Raw genomic sequence first — 24,053 nt, 5'->3', positions numbered from 1 at the left:
TCCGAGGCAGACGGGTGGGGCTCCGGTGGCGGTGGACGCGGCGGGGAGCCGGGCGCGGCACACCGCCCGGTGGTGCCGGGGTACCGACGCCCAGGGCCGTACGCCCTGGACGCGCGGGCGCGTCCTCGCGGCGCTCGCCGTACTGAGCGCCGCCCTGCTGGTGTTCCACTCCGCGGTCCCCAACGCGGTGGGCCGGCTGGGCAGTGCGCTGGAGGCGTTCCTGCCCTGGCTGGGCCTCGCGGTCCCGGTCCTGCTCGCTTCGGCGCTCGTACGCCGCTCGCTGACCGCGCTGGTGGCCGTACTGCTGCCGGCGGCCGCCTGGGCGGCCCTCTTCGGCGGGCTGCTGCTGCCCGCGGACGGCGGCGCGCACGACATCACGGCCGTCCAGCACAATGTGAGTGACGAGAATCCGGACCCCACGGGCACCGCGCGCGCCCTGGCCCGGTCCGCGCCGGATCTCATCGCCCTGGAGGAGCTGACGCCCTCCGCTCTCGCGTCCTACGAAGCGGCGCTGGCCGCTGAGTACCCGTACCACGCGGTCGAGGGCACCGTCGGACTGTGGTCGAGGCATCCGCTCACCGGGGTCCGCCGGGTGGATATCAGGCCGGCGGGCATCGGGGAAGGCTGGGACCGTGGCCTGCGCTGCGGAGTGCGCACGCCCCGGGGCGAGATCGCGGTGTACGTGGCGCACCTGCCCTCGGTCCGCTTCCGGGCGACCGGTTTCGGCTCCGGCCCGCGGGACGAGAGCGCCCGGCTGCTGGGTGCGGCCCTCGCCGCCGAGGAACTGGAGCGGGTGATCCTGCTGGGTGACCTCAACAGCACGGTGGACGACCGGGGTCTCGCCCCGGTCACCTCCCGGATGCGCGCGCCGCGGCGGGGGCTCGCCCTCAGCTGGCCCGCGGCCCTCCCGGTGGCCCGGATCGACCAGATCCTGACCCGCTCGGCGACGGCTGCCGAGATCCGGACGCTGCCCGCCACCGGCAGCGACCACCTGCCGGTCGCCGCCCGCATCAGGCTGGACGCCTCATAGCCGGATGGCGACCTTGCCGCGTACGTGGCCGTCCCTCAGATAGCCGATGGCGTCGGGCACCTCGGCGAGCGGGTAGGTCCGGTCGAGGGCGGGGGTCACCGAGCCGGCCTCGATGAGCTCCGTGAGGGCTTCGAGGTCGCGGTGGCGCACCAGAGTGCTGTGGGCGCGCAGCCGGTGGCCGACGAAAGGTGACAGCAGCATGGCGCCGAGCTGCCGCTGGTTGCCGCCGATCCAGTTGCCGCCGCCCTCCCCGCCGACGATGACGAGCGTCCCGCGAGGGGTGAGGGCGCGGCGCAGCCGGGTGAGGGGCCGGTTGCCCGCGATGTCGAGGATGACGTCGTAGCGGCGGCTGCCGTCGACGGGGTCCTGCCGTGTGTAGTCGAGGACCTCGTCGGCGCCCAGGGAGCGGACCAGGTCGGTCTTGGCGGTGCTGCACACCCCGGTGACGTGGGCGCCGAAGGCCTTGGCCACCTGTACGGCGAAGCTGCCCACGCCGCCCGAGGCGCCGAGAATGAGGACGCGCTGACCGGCCTCGACCCGTCCGCTGTCGCGTACGGCATTGAGGGCGGTGCACGCGGAGACGGGCACGACCGCGGCCTGTTCGAAGCTGAGGCGGGGCGGCTTGGGCGCGAGGGTGCGCTCCTTCGCGCGGGCGTACTCGGCGAACGACCCGTGGCAGTTGCCGTAGACCTCGTCGCCCGGCCGGAAGCGGGTGACGTCCGGGCCGACGGCCTCGACCACCCCCGCGACGTCCATCCCGCGGACGCGGGACCTGGGTCTCCTCAGGCCCGACACGGCGCGGACCGCGTAGGGCATGCCCGCCATGAGGTGCCAGACGCCCTGGTCGACGCCGGCCGCGTGGACCCGTACGAGGACCTCGCCCCGGCCCGGCTCCGGCCGGTCCGTCTCTTCGATGCGCAGGACCCCGGGCGGTCCGTAGACGTCCTGGACTATGGCCTTCATGCGTCTTCTCCCTCGGTGGAGGTGTACTGGAACACGGTGTCGAGCGGTACCGCGAACACGCGGGCGATCTCGAATGCCTTCTCCAGGGAAGGCGAGTAGCGGCCCTGTTCGATGGCGATGACGGTCTGACGGGTCACGCCGATCCTGCGGGCGAGCTCGGCCTGGGTCATCTCGCCGTTGGCGAAGCGCAGGGCCCGGATGGTGTTGGTGACCCGGGTGGGCCTCACCACGGGTGGAAGCCCATCCGGTACGAGGCGATCTTCGCGGTCGACGCGAGCAGCGCCGACAGGACGAATCCCAGGTAGATCGCGTTGGCGATCCAGAACTGGTCCGCCTCGGCCATCGCCAGGATCATCCCGGTCACGGCGCCGATCGCGACGAACGACTGGCCGATGTGCTCACCGAACTGGTGGATCTCCCGGTCGCGCTGGTCCTTGACCCTGCCCTCCTCGGGCGAGAGCAGCGCCACGGTGATGTGGAGCGCGATCGAGGCGACGATCGCCGCGCCGACCGTCCACAGCAGCGCGGCCGCGTACGGCTGCTCGGCCAGGGGCCCCTTCCCGGAACCTCCGAGGATGACGGCCAGATACGCCCCGTACGACACGACCGTGACCACGATCATGATCCACGCCCGTTTCTCCTCGACTGCCACTGCCACTCCTGATGTAAAGAAAACCAGACACTGTGAGTGTCAAGGAATCAGGACACCATGTCAATATTTCTTTACTTCGCCGGGCGGCGGTCAGCACATCGCGGCCAGGGACGGTCCGGTTCGGTTCGAGAGGTGCTCCTCAGCGCCCCGGGGCGGGAGGCGCTTCCAGGAGCTCGGGCCCGTTGTTGCGCACGTTGTTGACCGCGGTCGACACGGCGCGGACGTCGAGCCTGCCGCCCGCGGGGGCGGCGAGCAGGGCGCGCAGTGCGTCCGGATCCTGAGGGGACGGGTCGAGCCAGGCCTCGTAGTCCGCCGGGGCGAGGGCCAGCGGCATCCGGGGGTGGACCCGGCCGGCGGCGTCGGTGGCCTCGGTGGTGATGATCGTGCAGGTGGCCCACCACGCCGCCGGATCGTCGTCGGCGGCGACCGCCGGGTCGCGCCAGAACTCGTAGAGCCCGGCCATCGCCATCACGTCGCCGTCCTCGGGGCGGATGAAGTACGGCTGCTTGTAGGCCTTCACGGAGCCGGCGGCGGGTACGGGCTCCCACTCGTAGAACCCGTCGGCGGGGAGCAGGCACCGGCGCTTGGCGAACGCGCGCCGGTAGGCCGGCTTCTCGTGCACCGTCTCCACCCGCGCGTTGATCATCTTCGCGCCGCCGGACGGGCTCTTCGACCACGAGGGCACCAGCCCCCACCGCAAGGGCCGCAGCTGCCGCTCCAGCACCCCGCTCTCCCGGTCTGCCCGCTCCAGCACCGCCCACACGGCATCGGTGGGGGCGACGTTCCAGCTCGGCTCCAGCACGTGCCCCGGATCCGGGGGCGTGGCCCGGAAGAGGCCGGACAGGTCCTCGGGACTGCGGGTGGAAGCGTATCGGCCGCACATACCGTCCACCCTGCCAGCTGAACCGGGCCCGCGCAGGCTACGGCGCGAAGCCGCCCTGGCCGGGGCCGTCGTGGCGGTTCACCCGGTGGATGCGCAGCGCCAGTTGGAGCTCCAGCGCCCGCTCCGGCCGCTGCCAGTCCCGGCCGAGCAGGCTGCCTATGCGGTCCAGGCGCTGCACCACGGTGTTGACGTGCACGTGGAGGGCCTCGGCGGCCCGGGTCCGGCTCGCGCCCTCGTCGAAGTAGGCCCTGAGGGTGTGGGTGAGGTCGGTGCCGCGCTTCGCGTCGTACGCGAGCACGGGACCCAGGGTCTGCCGTACGTACCCGCCCAGATCCGTCTGGTCCCCGAGCAGCACCCCGAGGAAGCCCAGGTCGTGGAGGGCGGCCCCGGTTCCTTCGCGGCCGAGCGCGCGCAGGGCGGTCCGGCAGCGCCGGGCCTCGGCGTAGGCGTGCGTGAACTCCGCGGGTCCGGTGACCGGACCGGCCGCTCCGACGGTGACGGGACCCGCGAGGGCCTGGCTCAACTCGCTCGCGAGGCTCGCGGCGGCGGGCCCGGGGCCGGGGGCATCGGCGGGGCAGACCAGGACGACGTCCTCGTGGTGCGGGCCGGCCAGCCCCTTGCGGGCCTGGGCGACCCGGGCGGCTGCGGCCAGCAGCCGGGGCCGGGGCACGGAGCCGGCGTGCAGGACGAACACCGCGTGCGGACGGCCGAGGTCCACGCCGAGCCGGCGGGCCCGGGCCGACAGCCCGGCCGGGTCGGCGGCCCGGGTGAGGAGGTCGCCCAGCAGTTCGCCCCGTATCCGGTCCTCGGTCTCGGCGACCGAGCGGCGCAGGAGCAGCAGCAGGGCGGTGACCAGGCTGGCGCGCTCGAAGAGGCGTCGGTCGGCGTCGTCGAGGTCGGCGCGGCCGGTCAGGGCGATGCTGCCGAGCAGTTCGTGTCCGGCGAGGACGGCGCACACCCACGTCCCGTCGGCGAAGACCGCGCGTCCGCCGGCCCGCGAGGCGGCGACGGCCTGGGCGGACGGGGGCCGGGGGCCGGTGCCCGCCCGGGCCAGCTCCGCCCCCTCGGCGTCGTGGACGAGGGTGCCGCCCTGCAGCACGGCGCCGATGGCGGTGGCCACGTCGGTGACGTCGCCGCCGCGCAGCACCAGGTCGGTCAGCCGGTCGTGGGCGTCCTCGGCCCGGCGCATGGCCTCGCTGTGCGCCTCGATGGTGCGCGAGGCCGCGTTGAGGTCGACCAGTGCGGTGCGCGTCTCGTCCAGCAGGCGGGCGCCGTCGATGGCGATGGCGGCGTGGTCGGCCAGGGAGGACAGCAGGGCGACCTCGTCGGGAGTGAAGGTACGGGCGGTGCGGTCCGCCGCGTAGAGGACGCCGATCACCCGGGTGCCCAGGCGCAGCGGCACGCCCAGGATGGCCCGTAGGCCCTCCTCCGTGACGGCGCTGTCGATGGTCGTGGTGTGCCGGAAGCGCCGGTCTTCGCGGTAGTCACCGGTGGAGTACGGGCGGGCCGTCTCGGCGACCAGTCCGCCGAGGCCCTCCCCCATGCCCAGGCGCACGCGCTGGAACGCGGCGGAGACCGAACCGTCCGTCACCCGCATGTACGTGTCGCCCGCCGCCTCGTCGTTGAGGGACAGGTACGTCACGTCCGTGCCCAGCAGCAGCTTGGCCCGGTGGACGATCGCCGCCAGCACGGCGTCCGGCTCCCTGAGCCGGGCGAGGTCACCGGCGGTGTCGAAGAGGGCGGCGAGTTCGGCCTCGCGGCGGCGGTGCTGACTGAGGGTACGGCGGATGCGGAGCGCCGTGCGGGTCGCGTCCGCGATCACGGCCGCCTCCGCCGCCGAAGCCGCGTCCGAGGCGGAGGGTTCACCGTCCTGGAAGGCCTCGGCGGGGGCACCCCGGTCCAGCAGGTCGAGGAGCTCGCGCAGCCGCAGCAGCGCGCCGGTGCCGGTGCTCCCGCTGTCTTCGGTGGTGGGCATCGGGGGCTCTCCGTGATGCTCGGCGTGGACGGGGGCGGCACCGTTCGAACCGGTCCCGTTCGAACCGGTACCGCCCGCACTCGGCAGGCCCGGAAGCCTCCTGGCCCGGCGCTCAGTTGTCGGCCGGTACCGGATCCTGCCCGGCCCGGCGGGCGGCCGGGACCGGGGCGCGTCCCGGGGTGTGCGCCCGGGCCAGGCTACGCCCGCGGGTCTCCTTGGCCACCAGGACGGTCAGTGTGGTGATGACGGCCGCCGTGGCGAGATAGACCGACACGGGCAGGGACGAGTCGTAGTCGCGCAGCAGGGCCACCGCGATGATCGGGGCGAGCGCGCCGCCGATGATGGAGGCCAGCTGGGAACCCATCGAGGCGCCGGAGTAGCGGACCCCGGTGTCGAACATCTCGGAGATGAAGGCCGCCTGCGGTCCGTACATCGCGCCGTGCAGGAGCAGTCCGACGGTCACGGCCGCGGCGATCACCGGGAAGGACCGGGAGTCCAGCAGTGCGAAGAACGCGAAGGCCCAGCCGATCATGCCCACCGAGCCGATGAGGGTGACGGTGCGGCGCCCGACGCGGTCGGACAGCGCTCCCCAGGCCGGGATGGTCACGAAGTGGACGGCGGAGCCGATGAGTACGGCGTTCAGGCCGTCGCTCTTGGGCAGCCCGAGGTGGCTGGTGACGTAGACGAGGAGGAAGGCGGTGATGACGTAGTACGAGATGTTCTCGCCGAGGCGGGTGCCGATCGCGGTGAGGACCCCGCGCCAGTTCGTACGGAACACCTCCGCCACGGGCGGCCTCGCCCTGACCCCGGCGGCGGCCTGCTCCTCGGCCCTCGCCCGCGCCTCCAGGAAGACCGCGGACTCCGAGACCGACACCCGGATCCACAGGCCGATCATCACCAGCACGCCGGAGAGCAGGAACGGTATCCGCCACCCCCAGGCGAGGAAGGCCTCGTCGGACTGGACGGCGGCCAGCACGGCGAGTACCCCGGTGGCCAGCAGATTGCCTCCGGGTGCGCCGGCCTGGGGCCAGGAGGCCCAGAAGCCGCGGCTCCGGTCGTCCCCGTGCTCGGAGACCAGCAGCACCGCGCCGCCCCACTCCCCGCCGAGCGCGAACCCCTGGATCAGGCGCAGGAGGGTGAGGAGGACCGGGGCACCGACGCCGATGCTCGCGTGGGTGGGAAGCAGACCCATGGCGAAGGTGGCCCCGCCCATGAGGAGCAGGCTGAGGACGAGGAGCCGCTTGCGGCCGATCTTGTCGCCGTAGTGCCCGAAGACCAGCCCGCCCAGCGGGCGGGCCGCGAAGCCGATCGCGTAGGTCAGGAAGGCCAGGAGCGTGCCGACCAGGGGCTCGCTGCCGGGGAAGAACAGCTCGTTGAAGACGAGTGCGGCGGCCGAGCCGTAGAGGAAGAAGTCGTACCACTCGATGGTGGTCCCGATGAGGCTGGCGGCGACGATTCTACGGATTCCGGTTGACGATGGTGCGGCTGTTGCGGGGGAGGTCATGTGCACCACTTCCGGGGTCTGCGGGGACGTTTGGTGTGGCCACACCGTAGAAGCCCGCAGGTCGGCAGCGTATGTGGCGGGACATCACATTCAGGCACCACCTTGTATGCCCAACCACCACATCGCCGCCTTCGAAACCTTGAAGGCTTCCGGAACGTCCCGCCGACACCTGCCGCAAACGCGTGGATCAGCCTGTTTTGCACCCCTCATACTGACTCCCGTGCTGGTTCGGGCGATGCGGCCGGCCAGGGCGGGCCCGGCTGCATCACGTTCACGCGAGCGGGCGTCAGGCCGCTGGGACCACGGCCTCGAACTCGAGCGGAAGGCTCAGCTCGGTCTCGCGCGTGAAGACCGAATCCATCAAGGCCCTCAGACGCCCCGGGGCGTCCGGCGTCGACGACGAGCACGACCCCGAGGGAAGCAGCACCGCCTTCGAGCGGGCCCACGTGGCCACCCTGTTGGCGCGGGCGCGCGAACACCTGGAAGAACTGGACCGGGCGCTGGAACGGCTCGAACAGGGCCGGTACGGACAGTGCGAAGGCTGCGGCGGGGCGATTCCGCCCGAACGCCTGGAGATCCGTCCCGCCGCGACCACCTGTGTCCGCTGCGCGTCCGATCCGCGGCGGCCGCCGCGTCCCGCCTGACGCTGACCGGTGTTCCGGTGCACTGGCGGATTCGTCGCCGGATCTGGACCGAGGCCAGTCCAACGCGTCGCGCCGTTCTTCAGAGCATCGCGGGCGTGGCGGGTGCGGGCCGGGTGGTCAGCCGGTACGGCGGCTGGTCGGAAGCTCTGCCGAGGCGTCGTGTTCAGGGGCTTTGCGCCAGCGGGCTTCGCAGAACGAGTAGAGGCCGAACAGCAGGAGGCCCACGGCCGCGGCGATCAGCAGCACCGGGCCGGCGGGTGTGGCGGCGAACGACCGCAGTGTCTCGTCCAGGCCTTTCGCCTGGCTGGCGTCGAACTGTACTGCGGCCAGGAGGACGAACAGGCCGGTCACCGCCGCGACCACGCCGCACGCCACACCGCCGACGATGCCCAAACCCGCGACGATGCGCCTCGTCGTCGGGCTCATCTCGGCCGTACGGAGATTCTTCTCGAACTTCCGCATCAAGCTGCGCACCACGATGACCACGCCCACGATGGCCAGGACGGCCCCGAACACGCCGACGAGTACCCGTCCGAGGGGCCAGGTGAGCACCCTCGCGGTGTACTCCTTCGACGACTCATCGCCGGCGCGGGTCCCGCCGGACCCGCCGACCAGCGCGGTCTGCGCCACGCCGACGCAGATCACGGTGTAGAAGACCGCCAGCCCGAACGATCCCAGGCGCCGGGTCCATTTGTCACCGCCTTCCGTCGCCTGCCCGAATACGGCCTCGGAGAGGCGCCACAGCGCCATGGCCGCCAGGCCCAGTACCAGCGCCCACAGCAGCACCCGGCCGTACGGCTGCTCGGCGATGGTTCGCACCGCGCCGGACCGGTCGGCCTCTTTGCCGCCGCTGTCGCCGCCGAAGCCGATCCGCACGGCCAGGAGCCCGACCAGAACGTAAATCACTCCCCGGGCGCAGAGCCCGACCCGGGCGGCGACCTCCATGGCCCGGCTGTCGGCCACACGCTGCCCTTGGGTTTTGGCCTGGGTGGTGTCCTTCTCGTTCGCCATACCTGGTACCTCCCCGCGCCCGCCTTGGAGGTCTGCAAGGTGCGCGCTGCTGAGCCGGGCTCTCGCCCACCCATGCGGACGCGTTCATGGCCGCGGCTCGACGGGTGATCTATCCCGCGCTGCGGGTGCCGGGCGGATCCTGGGGGTCGATACCGGTGGAGGCAGAGGCGTCCTTGGTTCCGCTGGGACGCTGGGATCGGCCTCGGGGGCCGGTGTCGTGCATTCCCTTGTCGCCGGAGCCCTTGCTTTGGTCCTCACCGCGGCTGCCCATGCTCTTGGAGGGGGTGCCGTGAGGGTTGCCCGCCTCTTCCTTGGAGACGGTCCTGCCGGGTCCCTTGGCGGGGGCGTACTTGTCCGGGTGGAAGGACCGGTGGGCGCTGGGGTTGTCCTGCTGTTTGGTCTCGTCGACATCCGGCGACCAGCCGTGCTGCTCGGTGCCCTTGTGCGGGCTCGGCCCTTCGCCGTGCTTGGGCTGGGAAGGCTTCGGCTGCTGCTTGGCCATGACTTGACCTGCTGTCCTGTAGGCGGAAGGCGTAGGCCGCTTGAGCGCGTCGGCCCTGCCGCTGATAGCCCCTATTGTCCCACCGCAGGGCCCAATGCCGCCGCCCCACGGCCTGAGGGGCGGCGGCGGTCGCCCATGCGCCACCGGTCGGTCCCGCGGTTCCCGATACGGATCCGGTGCGGTACTCGCTACCGTTGGGAAGAGGCTTGCCGCGCGAGGCGCGCGGTGCTGCTAAGACGTAAGGCGAGTCCGTAACCGCTGGAGGCTGATGTGGCGCGTGACCGGATCGGACTGGCCGATGTACTGGCCGCGGCGGAGGCCGCCGCGCCGGTTCGCTCTCTCAACGTCGTGGCACACAATCTCCGCGACCGCTTCGACGCCCACTACGTGTCGTTTCTCTTCGTCGACGTCGTCGGCCGACGTCTGCTGAGGGTCAGCGACACAACGGCCACGAAGCTGGAGGATCGCGCCGAACAGGTCCCCCTCGTCGGCAGCGGCGTCTACGACGAGGTCCTGCGCACGCAGAAGCTGGTGCTGGCGCCGGACGGCGGCCACGGGCAGCGGGTGCTCGCCCCGGTCACCAACCGCGGGGACACCATCGGTGTCCTGGAGCTGTTCCTCACCCAGGTCACACCCGATGTACTGGCACAGGTGGAGGAGGCAGGGCACGCCCTGGCGTACATCATCGTGACCGACCGCCGTTTCACCGACCTCTACCACTGGGGCAACCGCACCACCACCGTCAGCCTGGCCGCGGAGATCCAACGCCAGCTCCTGCCGTCCGGGCCGTCCTGCGAGGCAGCCGAGTTCGCCCTCGCCGGCGCCCTGGTCCCGGCCTCCGACATCGCCGGTGACACCTACGACTACACCCTAGACAACGACACCCTGCACCTGTCCATCACCGACGCCATGGGCCACGACGTCAACGCCTCACTCATGGCCACCCTCCTGGTCAACGCCTCCCGCGGCGCCCGCCGCGCCGGATGTGACCTCGCCGAACAGGCCCGCCAGACCCACCAGGCCCTCCTCGACCACGGCCACCACACCTTCGCCACCGGCCAGCTCCTGCGCATCGCCCTCGACGGAACCGGCGCCCAGCTCGTCAACGCCGGCCACCCCCGCCCCCTCCTCCTGCGCGACGGCACGGTCACCGAAGTGCCTCTGGACGTGAACATGCCCTTCGGCATCACCCACCATCAGGGCAGCTACCAGGTCCAGGACCTCGACCTGCGCCCCGGTGACCGCCTTCTGCTCCACACGGACGGCATGCAGGACCGCGAGGCCGAGGCGGTCGACCTGCCCGGTCTTCTACGCAAGACCGCGGCCGAGCATCCGCGCGAGGTGGTGCGCACGCTGGTCGGCGCGGTAACCGGCGCGTACGACGGCCGGCCGCCGAGCGACGACGCCACCGTCCTGTGCCTGGACTGGCGCGGACCCCATGACGGCAGTCGCAACGTGAATACCGGATCGCTGATCGACTACTGGACGGGTTGACGGGACCGCCGGAGCGCCGCAGGGGCCGCCGCGACAGCCGGGCAGGCGCTCGGTCGAGGTGTTGACGTGCTGCGGTTACCCCAGGGCGCGAGCCGACCGAATGCGGGCACCTGGGGACCCGGCCTCGACGGGCCGGGTGGGGCGCAGGCCGGGGTGGGCACTGTGGCGCGGTGTGCACCTGTGCCACAGGGGCGTGCCCTCCGCAGCGTTCCGCCTCCACGCGCGCAGACCTGCGAGGGATCCGGCGAGCCGCCTAAATGTGCGGCCGAGCGGGGGACAGCTGTACCGGGTGGCGTAGCGACCCGATACCCGGACGAGCGCAGCGGGCAGTGATGGCGAAGCCATTCCCCCCCGCAGGTGAGGAGCTGACCGTCCATGTTGGAGCGCACTCGGAGCAAGAAGCGGACCGAGATCACGTTCGTCTTGCCCGCCGGCCATCCGGCCGGTGAGGTCAGCGTGGTCGGTGACTTCAACGACTGGCGGCCCGGCGCCCATCCCTTGGTCGAGCGCCCGGACGGAAGCCGCGCGGTCACGGTCACCTTCCCGGTGGACCAGCACCACGGATTCCGCTACCTCGCCGACGGCGGCCACTGGCTCGACGAAGAAGGGGCGGACGGCCACGACGGCCGTAACTGCCTCCTGCACACCTGACCCCCTCCGTACGACCAAACACTCTGTCCCAGAAGGAGCACACCTGTGACTGACGACATGTGGAGCTACAACCCCGCGTCGCACTACACGCCCGGCACCAGCCTGGTCGGCTTCAAGGTCGAAGCCAGCGACGGGAGTATCGGCAAGGTCGACGAGGACACCGACGAGGTCGGCGCCTCCTACATCGTCGTCGACACCGGCCCGTGGATCTTCGGCAAGGAAGTCCTCATCCCGGCCGGCACCGTCGTCCGCGTCGACATCGAGGAGAAGACGATCAACGTCAACCTCACCAAGGACCAGATCAAGGACTCCCCCGAGTACGACAAGGACAAGCACCGCGGCGATGCCGCCTACCGTGACCAGCTCGGCCAGTACTACGGCCGCGACCGCGGCTGAGCCCGGCCCGCCGGGCTGCGGCTCCCCACCACGCACGGGAGCCGCAGCCCGGCACAGGGCGCCTCAATCGTCGGGGCCGAACTTCCTCCGGCAGCAGAGCCGGTCGGCCCGCACATTCCGAGCGCCGTCCCGCGGTCCGCAGGACGGTGGGGAAGATCAGGCCGGGGTGATGTTCTCGGCCTGGGGGCCCTTCTGGCCCTGGGTGACGTCGAACGTCACGACCTGGCCCTCCTGGAGCTCGCGGAAGCCCGAGGAATTGATCGCGGAGTAGTGGGCGAAGACGTCCGGGCCGCCGCCGTCCTGGGCGATGAAGCCGAAGCCCTTCTCCGCGTTGAACCACTTCACAGTTCCCGTAGCCATGTCTCATGCCTTCCAGTCGATGAACGCCTCCCGCTCCATGCGGAAGGCGGAGGTGATCGTCCTGGTTCCTGCGGCACTGCACAGCAAAACGCCCACACCGAAAGCGTGGGCAAAGGGAAATTCCGAACCACGACAGCTACGCAGACGCTACACGCCGGCACACCCCGTCACCACAGGAGACGACCTGCGTGCGCGTCCCGCCCCGGACAGGTGTGGGCGAGGGCCCGCCGGTACCCGGCAGGCCTTCAGGCTTCCCCGCCTCAGGTCGCGGCCGTCGGATTCGCTGATTCGGCGGCGCGGCGGTACTCGGCGTTGATGCGCTGGGCTTCCTCGAGCTGGTCTTCGAGGATGACGATGCGGCAGGCGGCCTCGATCGGGGTGCCCTGGTCGACGAGTTCCCGAGCGCGGGCGGCGATGCGCAGCTGGTAGCGGGAGTAGCGGCGGTGGCCGCCCGCGGAGCGGAGCGGGGTGATCAGGCGGGCTTCGCCGATGGCGCGGAGGAAGCCCTGGGTGGTTCCGAGCATCTCGGCGGCCCGGCCCATCGTGTAGGCGGGGTAGTCGTCGTCGTCGAGACGGCCGAACGAGTCGTCTGCTGTCATGGAACCTCTCTCGTGGAACGCGTGGAGGGGCCCTGGTGCCGTACGGCACCAGGGCCCCGAAGGAACTGCTACACCATCTGCCGGCCCCGATACTGCACCGGCCTTCTGTGTCCGCAGACCCGACTCATGCGCGGTCGGGGTGCGGGGATCGCGGTTGCTTGACCGGAGACCACCTCACTATCGATGTCCTGCGGTACCCGGACTCAACACGCTGCCCGGGCGATCCTGATGGCGCTTCGCTCCTCCGTTCTTCCCTCTGGGAACAATCACTCATCAAACGGTTACTGCGTACTGCTGGTGATGCGAACTGCTCAGTGGCCTGACCGAGCGCCACTCTCCGGCAGCCAGCCCCGTCGCCCATCGTGCGTCTGCTCTGGCTTAGAACCCCACTGCCGAACTTCCCGGTGCGCGCGCCCGCAGCCGACGCCTTCACCGAGGTACTGCTCACTGACTTCACTGCTGGGTACTGCGAACTGCACTTACCGGTACTGCCACTGCGTCAACCGCGGTACTGCTTGCGGCGGCCCCTGATGACTGCGGGCCGCCCGGTCCGGTCGCCAGTCCCGTCGCCGTCCTGCAACCGCTCTGGCTTCGGAACTCCACCACCGCACCGTCCTGCGAACTGCAACTGCGTGTACTGCTGCCCGGCAGTTCGTCTCTGCCAGGCCCTGCTGTCTCTCTGGGCTACGAGAGAAACCATAACGGCCACACCACCCAATGTCTACTCCGACCGACATAGATTTTCGTGCGCGCGTCCCCGAGGTAGTCGACTGTTGCCGGGGTTGAACGGTTGCGGGCGGGGGCACAACGACCGGGCAGACAGGGCCAGACACGACAACAGAACCGGGAGCGCGCGATGACCACGGTGAGCGCCGAGCGCACAGCCCTTCGCCCTCTGTCCGCCGTCGCCCGGGCGCGCCAGGCCGCCCGGGCGTTCCTCGAAGGCCTCGGGCAGCCGGCCATCGGCCGGGAGGAGGCCGGCACGGTCGTCCTGGTCGTCTCCGAGCTCGTGACGAACGCTCTGCGCCACGGTGGTGGCGCCTTATACCCTCCGCCTCGCCGCCCACCCCGGCGCCATCGAGGTAGCCATAGAGGATCCCAGCCCGAGGCTGCCCCGGGCGCGGACCCCCGACCTCGTCGACGGAACGGGTGGATTCGGCTGGCACATGCTCAACGACCTCGCCCACCACGTCCTCGTCACGCCCGGGCCCGAAGGCGGCAAGACCGTCCGCGCCCTCCTCCCCCGGTAGCGCGCCGGCCCGCACCTGCGGGCCTGGCGAGCCCGGGTAAGCCTGTTGCGCGGTCGCCTCTGTTTACGAAGACTTTCAGCGGCCATACGGGGTCTCGTAAGGCGTTTCCACCCAAGAGGGAGTGATCAGCTGTGTCTGGTGAGCAGAAGGCCGAGGCGAAGGTCGAGCAGGCCAAGGGCAAGCTCAAGGAGACCGCCGGCCGCCTGACGGGCAACGAGCGGCTGACCGCCGAGGGCCGCGCGGAGCAGGCCACCGGCGACGCCCGCCAGGCCAAGGAGAAGGTCAAGGACGTCTTCAAGCACTGATCGACATACGTGGGGGCCGGAACCGCTCTCGCGGTTCCGGCCCCCACGTATGTCCGCGCACTCCGGCCCGGGTCAGGCGGCAGCAGGCTCACGCCGGCGCAGTTCCGCCTGGCCGAAGAGGAGGGCGTAGCCGCCGGGGAGTCGGCGCCCTCCGATACCTCAACGTCAGGGGCAATCGCCTGACCGGTTTCGGGGTCCGGGTTTGACGGCCGCTTGCCGTCGGCGATGACACGTCTTCTTGCCGCTGCCGCTCTTTTGGGGAGTGTCCGCACGGGGTTGGTGGACGTCGATCACAGGCGATGTCGATCTTGGGGGCCCGGTGGCCGTGCTGGTGGCGCGGGTCGTCCCACGCCTTGAGGCCCGTCTCCGGTTGCCTTGACGGTGCCGCCGGTGGCCTTGACCTTGCCAGCGTTGCCGTTCCCGCCCAGGCCGGCGGTCAGCTCGATTCTCACGCCCGTTGCCCCCGATATCCACTCCCTAGCCGCAGGTGGTACAGGACGGGCCGGAAATGCCCCCACTCGAAGGCGAGGGCAGCGCCGACGGGACGGACACGGACAGGAACGTGCAACTGCTCTGTCGTCCGTGCCACCGACTCAAGACGCGTGCGAGGACTCTGGGGGCCGCTGGTGCCCCGTTCCGAGGCTGCCGGGCTACCTCGGTGCAACGCCGATAATTGGGGTCAACACGCCGCCAACGGCGGGGAGGTCGTCCACCACATAGCAGACGTTATCGCCAACCCTCCCGGCGATCGGGAGGCCATGGAGGGTCTTGCAGATGTCTCGACCCACGGGGGCTAGTGCGGTTTGATCCAACAACCCGGTTGGTGCGGCGCTGGCGGGTGCAGCCAGGACCCCGAGGAGAGCGGCGGTCCCGAGGCAGAGGGCGGTAAGTGCCCGGCTGGTGTTGTTCATGGCCCGCTAACGATCTTCATCCCGTCGGAGTCACGCTGACGCCCGACAACCGCCTGTTTCATAGGTGGGCGCTCGCCGAACACGAGAAGCAGGAGGCGTACCCCGAAGCCGTCGCCCAGGCGCACGCAGACTTCGCCGACCTCCAGGACACCGACGACATCCGCCACCCCCGCCGAGTCCGCATCCGGCGGCCGGACGACCCGCTCACCCGTCGGCTCCAGCGCCACTGTCGCGTGCAGAGAGCATGTTTGCGAGAAGCCGATGGGTTGAGCCGGACGGATCCGGGTCGGCTGGGTGCCTTGCGCGACAACGAGAGGAGTCCCATGGTCATCGATGAGACGGTCCAGGCCCAGGACGGCGCGCCGGAAGGACCTGCGGCCTTCGTCGCGAGCCCCGAAGTCGCGGCGCGGGCGGCGCGGGCACTGAAGGACCTCGAGGCGCTGGGCATCACGGTTGAACCCAGGGCGCACTGGTGGGGGTTCGAGCTCAGGCTCAACCAGGAGGCGGTGGACAAGTACCTGGAACTCAAGGACCACCTCGCGGATGCTCTCGGGGAAGTCCTCAAAGAGCCCCTGTCCTCCCTCGTCGCCGTGGCGGCCTTGGCCCAGAAAGTCTGGGTCCAGTCGGTCTCTCGGGGCTACGGCTGCAAGTTGGTTTCACCGTGGTTCTCACCGTTGATGCTCATCCCGGTCGGCTTGGGTCCCGAAGAGGACCTGAACCTCTGGTGGTCGGTCTTCAAGCCCGCCTAGGGCTGGAGCGCGGACGAGCGGTTCCCCGGGCACGAGTCGGGGTCGAACCCGGCCCTGGCCGAGTTCAGCGGGAAGCTCATCTGTGTGCACCGCGGCGGTAGCGACAACCAGCTGTGGTACACCGCTTACGATCCCGACAAGGGCTGGACCCAGGACACCAAGGTCGGCGCGCACGAGACGGCGAACGGACCGGCGCTGGCGGTCTTCGGCGGGAAACTCCACTGCGTCCACCGGGGCAGCAGCGACACCAGTCTGTGGCACACAACGTACGACGGCACTCGGTGGGCCCCCGACGTCAGGCTTCCCGCCCATGAATCGTCCACCGGCCGGCGCTGGCGGTCTTCGGTGGCAAGCTGCACCTCGTGCACAAGGGAGGCCGTGACAATCGGCTGTGGCACGCCACCTACAACGGCTCCTCGTGGACCGGTGACAGCGCGCTGCCCGGTCATGAGACGGTGTCGAACCCGGCATTGGCGGTGTACGACAACAAGCTCCACCTCCTTCACCGAGGTGGCAACGACACCCAGCTGTGGCACGCCGCCTACGATGGCTCCTCGTGGTCGGCGGACCGCAGGCTTGGCGCACACGAGAGCCTGGAGGGACCGGCGCTGGCCGTCTACGCCGGAGAGCTGTACGCGATTCACCGGGGCTACGGTTCCAGCGACCAGAGCCTGTGGTGGACCAAGTACCGTACCGGCGGCCCGTGTACCCCTGACCAGAGGTTCCCCGGCCACGAGAGCGGAGCGGGACCGGCCGCCATCGTCTACCGGGACAAGAACGGCGCCGAGGACCAGTTGCTGGTTGTCCACCCGCGGCTGGAGCAACAATCGGGCGGCCGGCGCCGACACCGCCGAAGACGAAGCACGGATCGCCGCCGTACAAGCGACCGCCACCACGCCCGGGCACGCCGTAGGAGCGAATCGCACCGAGCGGCAACCCGCTCGGTGTTTCGTGATCGTTCGCGCGGGATGATGTCGGTATGCATGGTGAGGATCGGTTGTTCGAGGTCGAGCCGATCGAGAAGAGGCAGCCGCAGGGCCGTCCGGCGCCGGTGGACAAGCGGTTCGGGGCGTTTGACCCGCACGGTGATCTTCGTAAAGTCGTGCGGCGAGCGATCCCGTCCAGGACGCCCTCACCATCGGCGCCATCCCCTCGGGTCACTCCGGGAAGGCCGGGTCCGGGCGCCGTGTTGGCGCCCGGCAGTTGCTGTCAGCTGAACATGGCGGCGGCCGCGAGTCCGAGGTAGACGAGGGCGACGAGGTACCGGGTCCTGCCTCGGCCCGGCGCTGCGCGGCCGCGCAGCCTTCTCGCGAGTGCGCCGGCGGTGGCCGCGTACCCCAGGTCCATGGCCAGCGCGACCGTGAAGGTAATCGCGGCGAGTATCAGCAGTTCCATACGGGCCTGTGCGCCGTCGGCGTCGTGGCTCACCCACTGTGGCAGGAAGGCCAGGAAGAAGAGCATGACCTTCGGGTTGAGGACATTGACGAGGATCCCTTCGCGGTAGACGCGCCAGAGGCTGCTGGGAACGGGCTGGGCCGAGTTGTCGGGCGAGCCGGCTCCGGTGAGGGAACGGATTCCGAGGTAGAGGAGGTAGGCGGCGCCGAGCAGGGTGAGGGCTTTGAGTGCTGCCGGTTCGGCGGAGACGAGTGCGGCGACTCCGAAGGCGGTGGCGAGGGCGTGTATCAGGGTGCCGGTCTCCACCCCGAGTGCCGAGACCATCCCGGCGCGGGTGCCCTGGGCGATGCTGCGCGTGCAGATGTAGACGAGGTTCGGTCCGGGCACGCAGACGAGGGCCGCGGACGCGCCCACGAAGAGCAGCAGCTGATGCGGGTCGGAGAGGACGCTCATCGTCGGCCCGCTCCGAGCAGAGCCGGCAGCAGGGCCAGTGGTGGCGCGCCCAGGTTGAGCAGCGCCGTGTGGAAGCGGGTGTGGGTGAAGCCGGGCCCCCAGTGCCGGCGGGCTTGGTCACGCAGGTCGAGGATCGCGAACTTTCCCCGGGTGTAGTCGCCTGCCTGGGGGTCGAGCAGGCAGCGCGTGGCCTGCTGTGCGGCGAGTGCCGGGGGTGTGTGTGCCTCTGCTTCGAACCGGGCGGCCGCCTGTGGGTGGGTGAGTTCGCCGGTGTGCAGCCCGATGACGCAAGCCAGGCGTGTCAGGCGCAGCAGTGCGTCGCGGGCGACGGCCGCGGTGTGCCGGGGGTCGCCGTCGCCGAAGCCCGCTTCCAGGGCCATCTCCTCGCAGTAGTGCGCCCAGCCTTCGCTGGTCGCGTAGGACTGCAGGCTGCGGCGCACTTCACTCGGGACGTGGCGCAGGATCCGGCGCTGCGCCAGGCAGGTGCCCGCGGATCGCGGCCAACCGTCGCTCCACTTCGGCGGCGCGGCAGCCCTGAGGCAACCGCGGGACGCGTTCGACCGAAATGAGTGACTCCCAAACCCATCGACATTGATCGTGGTGGCGGCACCCGAAGCCACGCCCGAAGTCGTCAACAAACGACTCGCGTTCTCGTGTCTACAGCCACTGCCCCAGTCCGGCGGGTGGGGCGGCGTCGCCGGGCTGGGTCAGGAGTGCCGGCCGAAGAGGCGGCGCGGCCTACCCTGGTCATGTTCCGGCTCTGGCGGCGCGGCGGCCTGGAGGCGTGCGGCTTCCTCGCGGGCGACGTCGTCGGCGTGGCAGCTCCCGCCCAGGGACCGCTCCCCGGCTGTCCAGGCGCCGCCGCGCGCGGCGGGCAGCTCATGCCGGATCCGGATCTCACCGTTCTCGAAACGGACCCCGATCTTTGGGTCGATGAGCGCCACGAGCTTCCCCCAGTCACCAGCAAGGGATTGCTCTGCCACACGGCGCGCTCGCACTACGAACGACTCAAGGCACTGCCTGTACTTCTGCTCGATCTCCGCCTGATCGCGTGCCACGCGCACCCCTCACGTAGATCAGCATGACGGGGTGCTCGCCGCACAGACCACCCAATTCTTCAGGGGCAGTTCATGATCATCAGCTAGTCAGGTGCCGTCGCCGGACCAGTTCCAGCAACGCTGATCACCCGGGCGCGGGTCGTACAGGGCGCCGCCGACCCGGGCCGCGCAGAGGCCTCCAAGGGGATCGCCACGGCCAGGACCCGGGGTCGGCATGCTCAGCGGGCCGTTCACCGAGGGACACCGTGACCGCCCTGAGAGCCACCGACGCAGTGATCAGCCGACGAGTCATCAGCTGATCACTGTTCAGGTGAAGCGGCGACAACGCGCGACACGCCACGAACGGGTGAAGCACGACGTTCCGCCGCCGGCGGGCCGGGCAATTCCCCCAACCGTTCCATCGGCCGGAGTCCCGCGCACGCTCTGGAGCCGGTGAGGCGGCACTGCGGGCGCTGGAACACTGACGGCACACGAAGCACTGGTAACCGAGGGTGATCGGCGCGGTCATCCACCGGCGCCCGGGCTTCTTCGTGTTCCTGACGCGCCGGTCAAGACCGTGCGGTCTCGACCGGCACCGGGACCTTGCAGCTCCCCTACGAGAGGACCCCTGTGGCCATCGGATTCCGGCTGCCACGCGGCTTAGCCGCCGCGAGCACCGCCCTGCTCACCCTCGCCGCCGTCCCGCTGACGGCGTCCAGCGCCTCGGCCGCGACCCCCATCTGCCTGAGCGGCAAACTCCAGTACGACTACCAGTCCGCCGAAGCCGGCCGGGGCAAGCCCACCCTGACCAAGCCGGTCCGCAACGCGAACATCCAGCTGTGGGGCAAGGAGAAGTCCACCGACGCCCCACGCCAGCTCACCGCCGACTACCAGTACACCGCCGTCGCCGACGGCGGCTTCAACCTCTGCCACACCCCCACCACCACGACCACGATGAGCAGCATGTGGGTACGGTTCACAGCTGAGAGCACCCGGTTGTGGAAGGTCAGCGACACCACTGGCACCGCCTACACCTACGACTCGCCTGTCCAGAACAACGTCGCTGCCAGCGCCACCCTGGGCACCCTCAAGCCGTCGAACGCACGGGCCTGGCACGCCTTCGACACCCTCAACCTCCTGTGGTGGGCCCGCAGCAACCCCGTCAGCTACTGCTGGTCCTCCCATGAGGCGAACAACGCCTGCACGGAACTCAACGTCCAGTGGACAGCCAACTCGGCCGACGGCCCCTCCTACGACCTGGCCAACACCGTCCACCTCGCCGCCACCGACCCCGACTCCGAGCACACCGTGCTCCACGAAGCCAGCCACTTCTTCCAGCACCGCCTGTACAACGGCAAGTTCCCGCAGGTCACCGGCTGCAGCCCGCACTTCGTCGAGCAGGCGAGCTCCCCCAGCTGCTCCTGGACCGAGGCGTTCGCCGACGCCACGGCCGCCTACCTCCTGAAGGACTACCGCTACGTGTGGCCCGACGGTGCCAGCCAGAGCTTCACCTACACCACCGGCTGGCACACCGGGGACCAGGTCCAGGGCAACGTGGACGGCGCGCTGCTGGACCTGTGGAACAACGTCGACGGCGGCTGGGACCGGACCATCAGCGTGATGACGGCACGTCAGCCTGGCACCTTTGCCGACTACTTCAAGACCGGGCGGCCCACCGCCAACCCCGCGCTCGCCACCACCGGAAGCGCACTCACCTACCTGGCCGCCCACGCCATCAACTACGGCCCCACCATCGTGGGCGACGGCCGGACCCACGCCCTCACCAACGGCGGCGGCCTGGCCCTGGAACGCTCCGACCAGTGCGGCGCCTCCGGCAGCTCCCCCGCCGTCCTCGCCACCTTCGACGCCGCGCGCGCCAAGCAGCGGTGGACGCTGCGGGCGGAGGCGAACGGCACCGCCAAGCTCATCGACGGCTGCCCGGACGCGCTCGTGCTGACCGCACCCAGCACCGCCGGCGGCCAGGCCACCCTACGGGCCGTCAACTCCTCCAATCCGTGGCAGGACTGGAAGGTCACCCAGAACAGCAGCGGCACCTACACGATCACCAACCCGGCGACCGGCTACTCCCTCGACAGCGCCCCCGTCACCCCCGGCGCTGCTGTCACCGCCAACCCGGTCGGCAACGCCAACACCCAGAACTGGGCCGCCCTCAACTGACCACCTGACGACGGGCGCAAGGACCCCGCGGCAGAACGCGGCGGGGACCTCGATCATCGGGAAGGAATCCGTCGCCGGGCAGCGTCACAGGGGGAGTCGGCGCGTCCCTGAACCCGACGCCCCGAACGACCACGGCCGTCCCAGAGACGCCGCTGCAGGCCAGGGAAGCGGCCCTCTCGCCTGCGCCTTAGTCAGATGCGCGGACAGGCAGCGGTACATCGGCCGTGTGTGCGGCAGGACGCCCTTGGAGACGAGCCAAGTAACAGCCGGTCACCTGGGCACGGCTCCAGCCCGAACGGCAAAAGCGGCTGACCGCGCTGGGCGTCGAACCCGACCAGGTGCCCTCACCCGCCCCCGCGGCGGGTCGTACGGCGAAGCGCCCGCACAAGGCGCAGCAGGCGTTTCAGCGGGGCCTGGTGGCGCTCGCGCAGTGGGTGGAGCGCGAAGGCACGGACCGGCCGGTGCCCCGCGCCCACGGCGAGGAGATCGCGGTCGACGGCGAGGCGGAGACGGTGGTCGTGAAGCTGGGCGTATGGGTCTCCGACGCCAAGAGCCGGCGCGACAAGCTCACCGCCGATCGGCTCGCCTCGCTCGTGAAGCTGGGCGTGGACTGGGCGTGACACGCCACCTCGCTCATCGTTGAGCTGGGAGGTCAAGCGAAGAACGCAGAGAGGCCCTGGGCGTCATTGCCCAGGGCCTCTTGCTGTCGATCGGGGAAAGCAGCGAGCTCGCTGTTCAGATCTGTCCATTCGCCCCACAGGCGTTGGGAGGGTTTCCCCATGAACATCGTTGAGAACGTCGCATCCGGGCTCCTCGTCGCGCTGGCTGTCTGGGGTGCCCGGTGGGCCCGGCTCGAATGGCGTCGGCGTCGCATCGCTCGCACTGGACGACGTAACCCCGCTGCCAGCTGACACGACGAATCCGCACGAGAGAAGGGCAAGGGCCACATGGGACGCCTCGGAGCTATCGGACGGCCGGATCTGCCACCTGGTGCTTGCCGAGACCTCAACCAGGAGCTTCACCTGTTGCATCGCCGGGCCGGGCTGCCCAGTGTCCGGGAGCTGGCCGAGGCGATCGGCAAGAGCCCCAGTGGGGTCCACAACGCGTTCCGGCTGGCCAAGGTGCCCGATCAGCGTCTGACGATGGCGATCGTCGACCGGCTGTCGTTGTGGGTCCGCGACTGGGGCGTGGGCATCAGCCGGGAGACCGGTATCGAGAACTCCATCTGTAAATTCGAACGGCTGTGGCGCCAGGCCAAGCGTGAAGAGGAGGCGCTTGCCGCTCAGGGGGAACCGCCTCGCATGTCCGCCGCGGATCGGAGGCTGCTGTTCGCGCTCAGCCCGGAGTGCTCCATGTCCCACCCGACCCGGCAGCTCCCCCAGCCCCACGGCATCGTCGCCCTGGAGAACTCCGCCGCGAGGAGTACCCCGGCGTTCCTACGCAAGACCGGCCTGAGGCCGGAGGCCCCCGACCCGTGGCATCTGATCCACCTGTGCCGCGGCTGCCAGCGCCGCCGCGAGGCCGGTGAACTCACCGAAGCAAAACTTCGTGCGGCCCGCCTCGCTCTGGACCGCTACCCGGGCGCGACCCGGCACTACGCCGCCTACGTCGGCCAGTTGCTTCTCGGTGCCGAGGAGGCCATCGACATGAACGTCGTGGGGCGGGCCCAAGTGATCATCATGGCCGATCCGCAGGTGGCAGCGCTCCCGTACACCCTCAACCACGGGGAGCTTTTGGTCGACCGCGCCCACGGGCTCCTGGACTCGGGAACTCACCGGTGTGAAGACGAGCACTAGCACCGGCACTGTGCGGGTGTCCGGGGGGATGCGCTGACCACGACGGAGATCTCGAACTCCAACGGCTCATGCCCGACCCGTCCGGCGCACACGGTCAGACGCGTGCCAGGACTCGCTGCAGATATCTCGGTTGAACGCGTGGCCGGAGGCGAGGAGAGTTCGGGCGTAGGCGTCCGGAGCAGAGATGAGCTCTTCCGAGAACCCCACTGCTGCGGGGAGGTCCCAGGCATTGGCAAGCGCCTTGTCGAGATCGCTGGGGGGCCACCGGCGGCCGGTGGGTGTAGATCTCCCACAGCAGGACGTCGTTCAACCTGCCTCGCTCGGAGCGTGGGACTTTGCGCTTTCCCGCTCGCTCCAGAGCCCGCAGCACCGCCAGTTCCGATGCGGCAGTCATGTCCAGTGCCATCGCCATCGCAGTCCGGCCCATCCACTCAGATGCAGTGACAGCGGCCCTCCCGTCGGGCGCCTCTGTCCTGGTCGATACCGGCACGACGCTAAGCGCCGAGCAAGAGGAGCCGAACAGGATGTGCAGCATTTCAACTCAAACGAGTGGACACGCAGGCCTGAACCGGGCCTTCGCGGACGATCCGAACCGGGCGGGCGACGTTGCGCCGCAGATGTTCGACGAGCTTCCTGATCGACCAACGCGTGAAGGGCTTGCCACGTCGGCGCCCGCCCGGCCCAGCCCGATCGCGGTGGCCTTGCCGATGCCGGAGTTCGCCCCGGTCACCAGCGCCTTCTGGCCCCGGAGAATCGCCGGCACCGGCCGTCGCTCCTCGTCCACAGCTGAGCTCACCGATCTCGCCCGTCGTCGGCCGTAAGCAGGCACCGGGGGACAACACTCCCCGGCGTCGACCTGCGCGAGGGCGGGCGGCTCGCCCGGGTCGGCCATGCGGGGCAGCGGTGTCCCTCGAACGACGCAACGAGGCCGACTGGTTCACTCGGACGGCGGCGGGGGCGGCTGGACCGCGACCCACTGTGTGCGGCCCGGCCTCTCTGCGACCGCGACTGCAGGACCCGTTTTACCGGAAGCCGTCGCGGTCGTGGAGGCCGGCGCCCTCGCTTCCCGGTCGGCCACGGCCTCGGGCGACCGGGAGGGAGCACGCGCCGTCCCGGACCGCGGTGAGACCCGGATCAGCGCCGGTCCCGGCGGTCCTCCCGGCGGTCCTCACGGTCGTCCCGGCGGTCCTCGCGCCGGTCACTGCGGCGACCGATCCCGTGGGCGACGACCGCTGCCGTGCCCACGACGGCCGCTGTGCGAGCGACGGGGGCGCCGATGACCCCACGTCGTCCTCTGCGCATGGGTCCGAGGGGC

Annotated in this window: 24 protein-coding genes and 2 pseudogenes; 12 read left to right on the top strand and 14 right to left on the bottom strand. The window is 70.5% G+C overall.

Annotated elements, in window-relative coordinates:
* Positions 1–142: 142 nt before the first annotated feature.
* Positions 143–1,030, top strand: coding sequence for an endonuclease/exonuclease/phosphatase family protein (locus Sspor_RS39000; protein WP_237404451.1), 888 nt, complete (start codon positions 143–145; stop codon positions 1,028–1,030).
* Here Sspor_RS39000 and Sspor_RS38995 read toward each other — a convergent pair.
* From Sspor_RS38995 to Sspor_RS38970, 6 genes are all read right to left on the bottom strand, one after another.
* A complete protein-coding gene (locus tag Sspor_RS38995; protein ID WP_202203340.1) occupies positions 1,025–1,993 on the bottom strand; it encodes an NAD(P)-dependent alcohol dehydrogenase in 969 nt (322 codons plus the stop codon). The genes Sspor_RS39000 and Sspor_RS38995 overlap by 6 nt on opposite strands.
* Positions 1,990–2,223, bottom strand: coding sequence for a helix-turn-helix transcriptional regulator (locus tag Sspor_RS38990; protein ID WP_202203339.1), 234 nt, complete (start codon positions 2,221–2,223; stop codon positions 1,990–1,992). The genes Sspor_RS38995 and Sspor_RS38990 overlap by 4 nt, the downstream gene beginning before the upstream one ends.
* Complete coding sequence (locus tag Sspor_RS38985) at positions 2,217–2,645, bottom strand: hypothetical protein (protein ID WP_202203338.1); 429 nt, start codon at positions 2,643–2,645, stop codon at positions 2,217–2,219. Before Sspor_RS38985 ends, Sspor_RS38990 begins: the two co-directional genes overlap by 7 nt.
* A 139-nt stretch (positions 2,646–2,784) precedes the next feature.
* Entirely contained in the window at positions 2,785–3,528 is a 744-nt protein-coding gene (locus Sspor_RS38980; RefSeq protein ID WP_202203337.1) for an SOS response-associated peptidase, read from the bottom strand.
* A gap of 37 nt (positions 3,529–3,565) precedes the next feature.
* Positions 3,566–5,503, bottom strand: a complete 1,938-nt coding sequence (locus Sspor_RS38975; RefSeq protein WP_202203336.1) for a helix-turn-helix domain-containing protein — start codon at positions 5,501–5,503, stop codon at positions 3,566–3,568.
* A gap of 112 nt (positions 5,504–5,615) precedes the next feature.
* Entirely contained in the window at positions 5,616–7,007 is a 1,392-nt protein-coding gene (locus Sspor_RS38970; protein WP_202203335.1) for an MFS transporter, read from the bottom strand.
* Between the two features lie 344 nt (positions 7,008–7,351).
* On the opposite strand from Sspor_RS38970, the gene Sspor_RS38965 reads away from it, so the two are divergent.
* Positions 7,352–7,651, top strand: coding sequence for a TraR/DksA family transcriptional regulator (locus tag Sspor_RS38965; protein WP_237404228.1), 300 nt, complete (start codon positions 7,352–7,354; stop codon positions 7,649–7,651).
* Between the two features lie 117 nt (positions 7,652–7,768).
* Here the strand turns inward: Sspor_RS38965 and Sspor_RS38960 are convergent, their stop codons facing one another.
* Both Sspor_RS38960 and Sspor_RS38955 read right to left on the bottom strand, forming a co-directional pair.
* Positions 7,769–8,596: a DUF1206 domain-containing protein gene (locus Sspor_RS38960; protein ID WP_237404227.1), complete on the bottom strand. Its 828-nt coding sequence runs from the start codon at positions 8,594–8,596 to the stop codon at positions 7,769–7,771.
* Positions 8,597–8,771: 175 nt separating this feature from the next.
* Positions 8,772–9,164, bottom strand: coding sequence for a hypothetical protein (locus tag Sspor_RS38955; protein ID WP_202203333.1), 393 nt, complete (start codon positions 9,162–9,164; stop codon positions 8,772–8,774).
* 270 nt (positions 9,165–9,434) lie between these two features.
* Between Sspor_RS38955 and Sspor_RS38950 the strand changes: the two genes are divergently transcribed.
* The 3 genes from Sspor_RS38950 to Sspor_RS38940 all read left to right on the top strand — a co-directional run bounded on the left by Sspor_RS38950 (position 9,435) and on the right by Sspor_RS38940 (position 11,705).
* On the top strand, positions 9,435–10,658 hold the full coding sequence (locus Sspor_RS38950; protein WP_202203332.1) for a PP2C family protein-serine/threonine phosphatase: 1,224 nt from the start codon (positions 9,435–9,437) through the stop codon (positions 10,656–10,658).
* A 375-nt stretch (positions 10,659–11,033) separates the two neighbouring features.
* Positions 11,034–11,309 (top strand): isoamylase early set domain-containing protein, encoded by a 276-nt coding sequence (locus Sspor_RS38945; protein WP_202203331.1) that lies wholly within the window; start codon positions 11,034–11,036, stop codon positions 11,307–11,309.
* 45 nt (positions 11,310–11,354) lie between these two features.
* The gene (locus tag Sspor_RS38940; protein WP_202203330.1) at positions 11,355–11,705 is read left to right on the top strand and encodes a PRC-barrel domain-containing protein; all 351 of its coding nucleotides are present in this window, start codon (positions 11,355–11,357) and stop codon (positions 11,703–11,705) included.
* 156 nt (positions 11,706–11,861) lie between these two features.
* Here the strand turns inward: Sspor_RS38940 and Sspor_RS38935 are convergent, their stop codons facing one another.
* Both Sspor_RS38935 and Sspor_RS38930 read right to left on the bottom strand, forming a co-directional pair.
* A complete protein-coding gene (locus tag Sspor_RS38935) occupies positions 11,862–12,065 on the bottom strand; it encodes a cold-shock protein (RefSeq protein ID WP_030303412.1) in 204 nt (67 codons plus the stop codon).
* A gap of 260 nt (positions 12,066–12,325) precedes the next feature.
* Positions 12,326–12,664, bottom strand: coding sequence for a MerR family transcriptional regulator (locus Sspor_RS38930; RefSeq protein ID WP_202203329.1), 339 nt, complete (start codon positions 12,662–12,664; stop codon positions 12,326–12,328).
* Between the two features lie 856 nt (positions 12,665–13,520).
* On the opposite strand from Sspor_RS38930, the pseudogene Sspor_RS41695 reads away from it, so the two are divergent.
* The 4 genes and pseudogenes from Sspor_RS41695 (at position 13,521) to Sspor_RS38910 (ending at position 15,879) form a co-directional block, all read left to right on the top strand.
* A pseudogene (locus Sspor_RS41695) lies at positions 13,521–13,914 on the top strand (ATP-binding protein).
* A gap of 131 nt (positions 13,915–14,045) precedes the next feature.
* Complete coding sequence (locus Sspor_RS38920) at positions 14,046–14,219, top strand: CsbD family protein (RefSeq protein WP_202203328.1); 174 nt, start codon at positions 14,046–14,048, stop codon at positions 14,217–14,219.
* Between the two features lie 508 nt (positions 14,220–14,727).
* Positions 14,728–14,892, top strand: a complete 165-nt coding sequence (locus Sspor_RS41690; protein ID WP_202203327.1) for an HNH endonuclease — start codon at positions 14,728–14,730, stop codon at positions 14,890–14,892.
* Between the two features lie 561 nt (positions 14,893–15,453).
* The gene (locus Sspor_RS38910; protein WP_202203326.1) at positions 15,454–15,879 is read left to right on the top strand and encodes a hypothetical protein; all 426 of its coding nucleotides are present in this window, start codon (positions 15,454–15,456) and stop codon (positions 15,877–15,879) included.
* A 1,209-nt stretch (positions 15,880–17,088) separates the two neighbouring features.
* Here Sspor_RS38910 and Sspor_RS38905 read toward each other — a convergent pair.
* From Sspor_RS38905 to Sspor_RS38895, 3 genes are all read right to left on the bottom strand, one after another.
* On the bottom strand, positions 17,089–17,727 hold the full coding sequence (locus Sspor_RS38905) for a LysE family translocator (RefSeq protein WP_202203325.1): 639 nt from the start codon (positions 17,725–17,727) through the stop codon (positions 17,089–17,091).
* Complete coding sequence (locus Sspor_RS38900; protein ID WP_202203324.1) at positions 17,724–18,167, bottom strand: DUF885 family protein; 444 nt, start codon at positions 18,165–18,167, stop codon at positions 17,724–17,726. Before Sspor_RS38900 ends, Sspor_RS38905 begins: the two co-directional genes overlap by 4 nt.
* Positions 18,168–18,434: 267 nt before the next feature.
* Positions 18,435–18,785 carry a hypothetical protein gene (locus tag Sspor_RS38895; protein WP_202204150.1) on the bottom strand — a complete coding sequence of 117 codons (351 nt, stop codon included), beginning with the start codon at positions 18,783–18,785 and terminating at the stop codon, positions 18,435–18,437.
* 609 nt (positions 18,786–19,394) lie between these two features.
* On the opposite strand from Sspor_RS38895, the gene Sspor_RS38890 reads away from it, so the two are divergent.
* The 3 genes from Sspor_RS38890 (at position 19,395) to Sspor_RS38880 (ending at position 22,738) form a co-directional block, all read left to right on the top strand.
* The gene (locus tag Sspor_RS38890; protein WP_202203323.1) at positions 19,395–20,942 is read left to right on the top strand and encodes an RICIN domain-containing protein; all 1,548 of its coding nucleotides are present in this window, start codon (positions 19,395–19,397) and stop codon (positions 20,940–20,942) included.
* Positions 20,943–21,280: 338 nt separating this feature from the next.
* The gene (locus tag Sspor_RS38885) at positions 21,281–21,562 is read left to right on the top strand and encodes a helicase associated domain-containing protein (RefSeq protein ID WP_385647770.1); all 282 of its coding nucleotides are present in this window, start codon (positions 21,281–21,283) and stop codon (positions 21,560–21,562) included.
* Between the two features lie 405 nt (positions 21,563–21,967).
* Complete coding sequence (locus tag Sspor_RS38880) at positions 21,968–22,738, top strand: hypothetical protein (RefSeq protein ID WP_202203322.1); 771 nt, start codon at positions 21,968–21,970, stop codon at positions 22,736–22,738.
* Between the two features lie 661 nt (positions 22,739–23,399).
* Here the strand turns inward: Sspor_RS38880 and Sspor_RS40925 are convergent.
* Positions 23,400–23,492 (bottom strand): annotated as a pseudogene (locus Sspor_RS40925) (sugar dehydrogenase); the annotation flags it as partial.
* Positions 23,493–24,053: the final 561 nt, after the last annotated feature.

Origin of the sequence: Streptomyces spororaveus (assembly GCF_016755875.1) — a bacterium.
GTDB classification, from domain to species: domain Bacteria; phylum Actinomycetota; class Actinomycetes; order Streptomycetales; family Streptomycetaceae; genus Streptomyces; species Streptomyces spororaveus.
The sequence above is the reverse complement of the archived record's forward strand: the minus strand, read 5'-3'. Positions and strand labels throughout refer to the sequence as shown.

What these genes read in the sequence shown, in the direction of transcription:
- Sspor_RS38945 (WP_202203331.1), top strand. Translation starts at nt 11,034, where the DNA reads ATGTTGGAGCGCACTCGGAGCAAGAAGCGGACCGAGATCACGTTCGTC.
- Sspor_RS38935 (WP_030303412.1), bottom strand. Translation starts at nt 12,065, where the DNA reads ATGGCTACGGGAACTGTGAAGTGGTTCAACGCGGAGAAGGGCTTCGGC.
- Sspor_RS38955 (WP_202203333.1), bottom strand. Translation starts at nt 9,164, where the DNA reads ATGGCCAAGCAGCAGCCGAAGCCTTCCCAGCCCAAGCACGGCGAAGGG.
- Sspor_RS38960 (WP_237404227.1), bottom strand. Translation starts at nt 8,596, where the DNA reads ATGGAGGTCGCCGCCCGGGTCGGGCTCTGCGCCCGGGGAGTGATTTAC.
- Sspor_RS38970 (WP_202203335.1), bottom strand. Translation starts at nt 7,007, where the DNA reads ATGACCTCCCCCGCAACAGCCGCACCATCGTCAACCGGAATCCGTAGA.
- Sspor_RS38980 (WP_202203337.1), bottom strand. Translation starts at nt 3,528, where the DNA reads ATGTGCGGCCGATACGCTTCCACCCGCAGTCCCGAGGACCTGTCCGGC.
- Sspor_RS38995 (WP_202203340.1), bottom strand. Translation starts at nt 1,993, where the DNA reads ATGAAGGCCATAGTCCAGGACGTCTACGGACCGCCCGGGGTCCTGCGC.
- Sspor_RS38930 (WP_202203329.1), bottom strand. Translation starts at nt 12,664, where the DNA reads ATGACAGCAGACGACTCGTTCGGCCGTCTCGACGACGACGACTACCCC.
- Sspor_RS38975 (WP_202203336.1), bottom strand. Translation starts at nt 5,503, where the DNA reads ATGCCCACCACCGAAGACAGCGGGAGCACCGGCACCGGCGCGCTGCTG.
- Sspor_RS38910 (WP_202203326.1), top strand. Translation starts at nt 15,454, where the DNA reads ATGGTCATCGATGAGACGGTCCAGGCCCAGGACGGCGCGCCGGAAGGA.
- Sspor_RS41690 (WP_202203327.1), top strand. Translation starts at nt 14,728, where the DNA reads ATGCCCCCACTCGAAGGCGAGGGCAGCGCCGACGGGACGGACACGGAC.
- Sspor_RS38905 (WP_202203325.1), bottom strand. Translation starts at nt 17,727, where the DNA reads ATGAGCGTCCTCTCCGACCCGCATCAGCTGCTGCTCTTCGTGGGCGCG.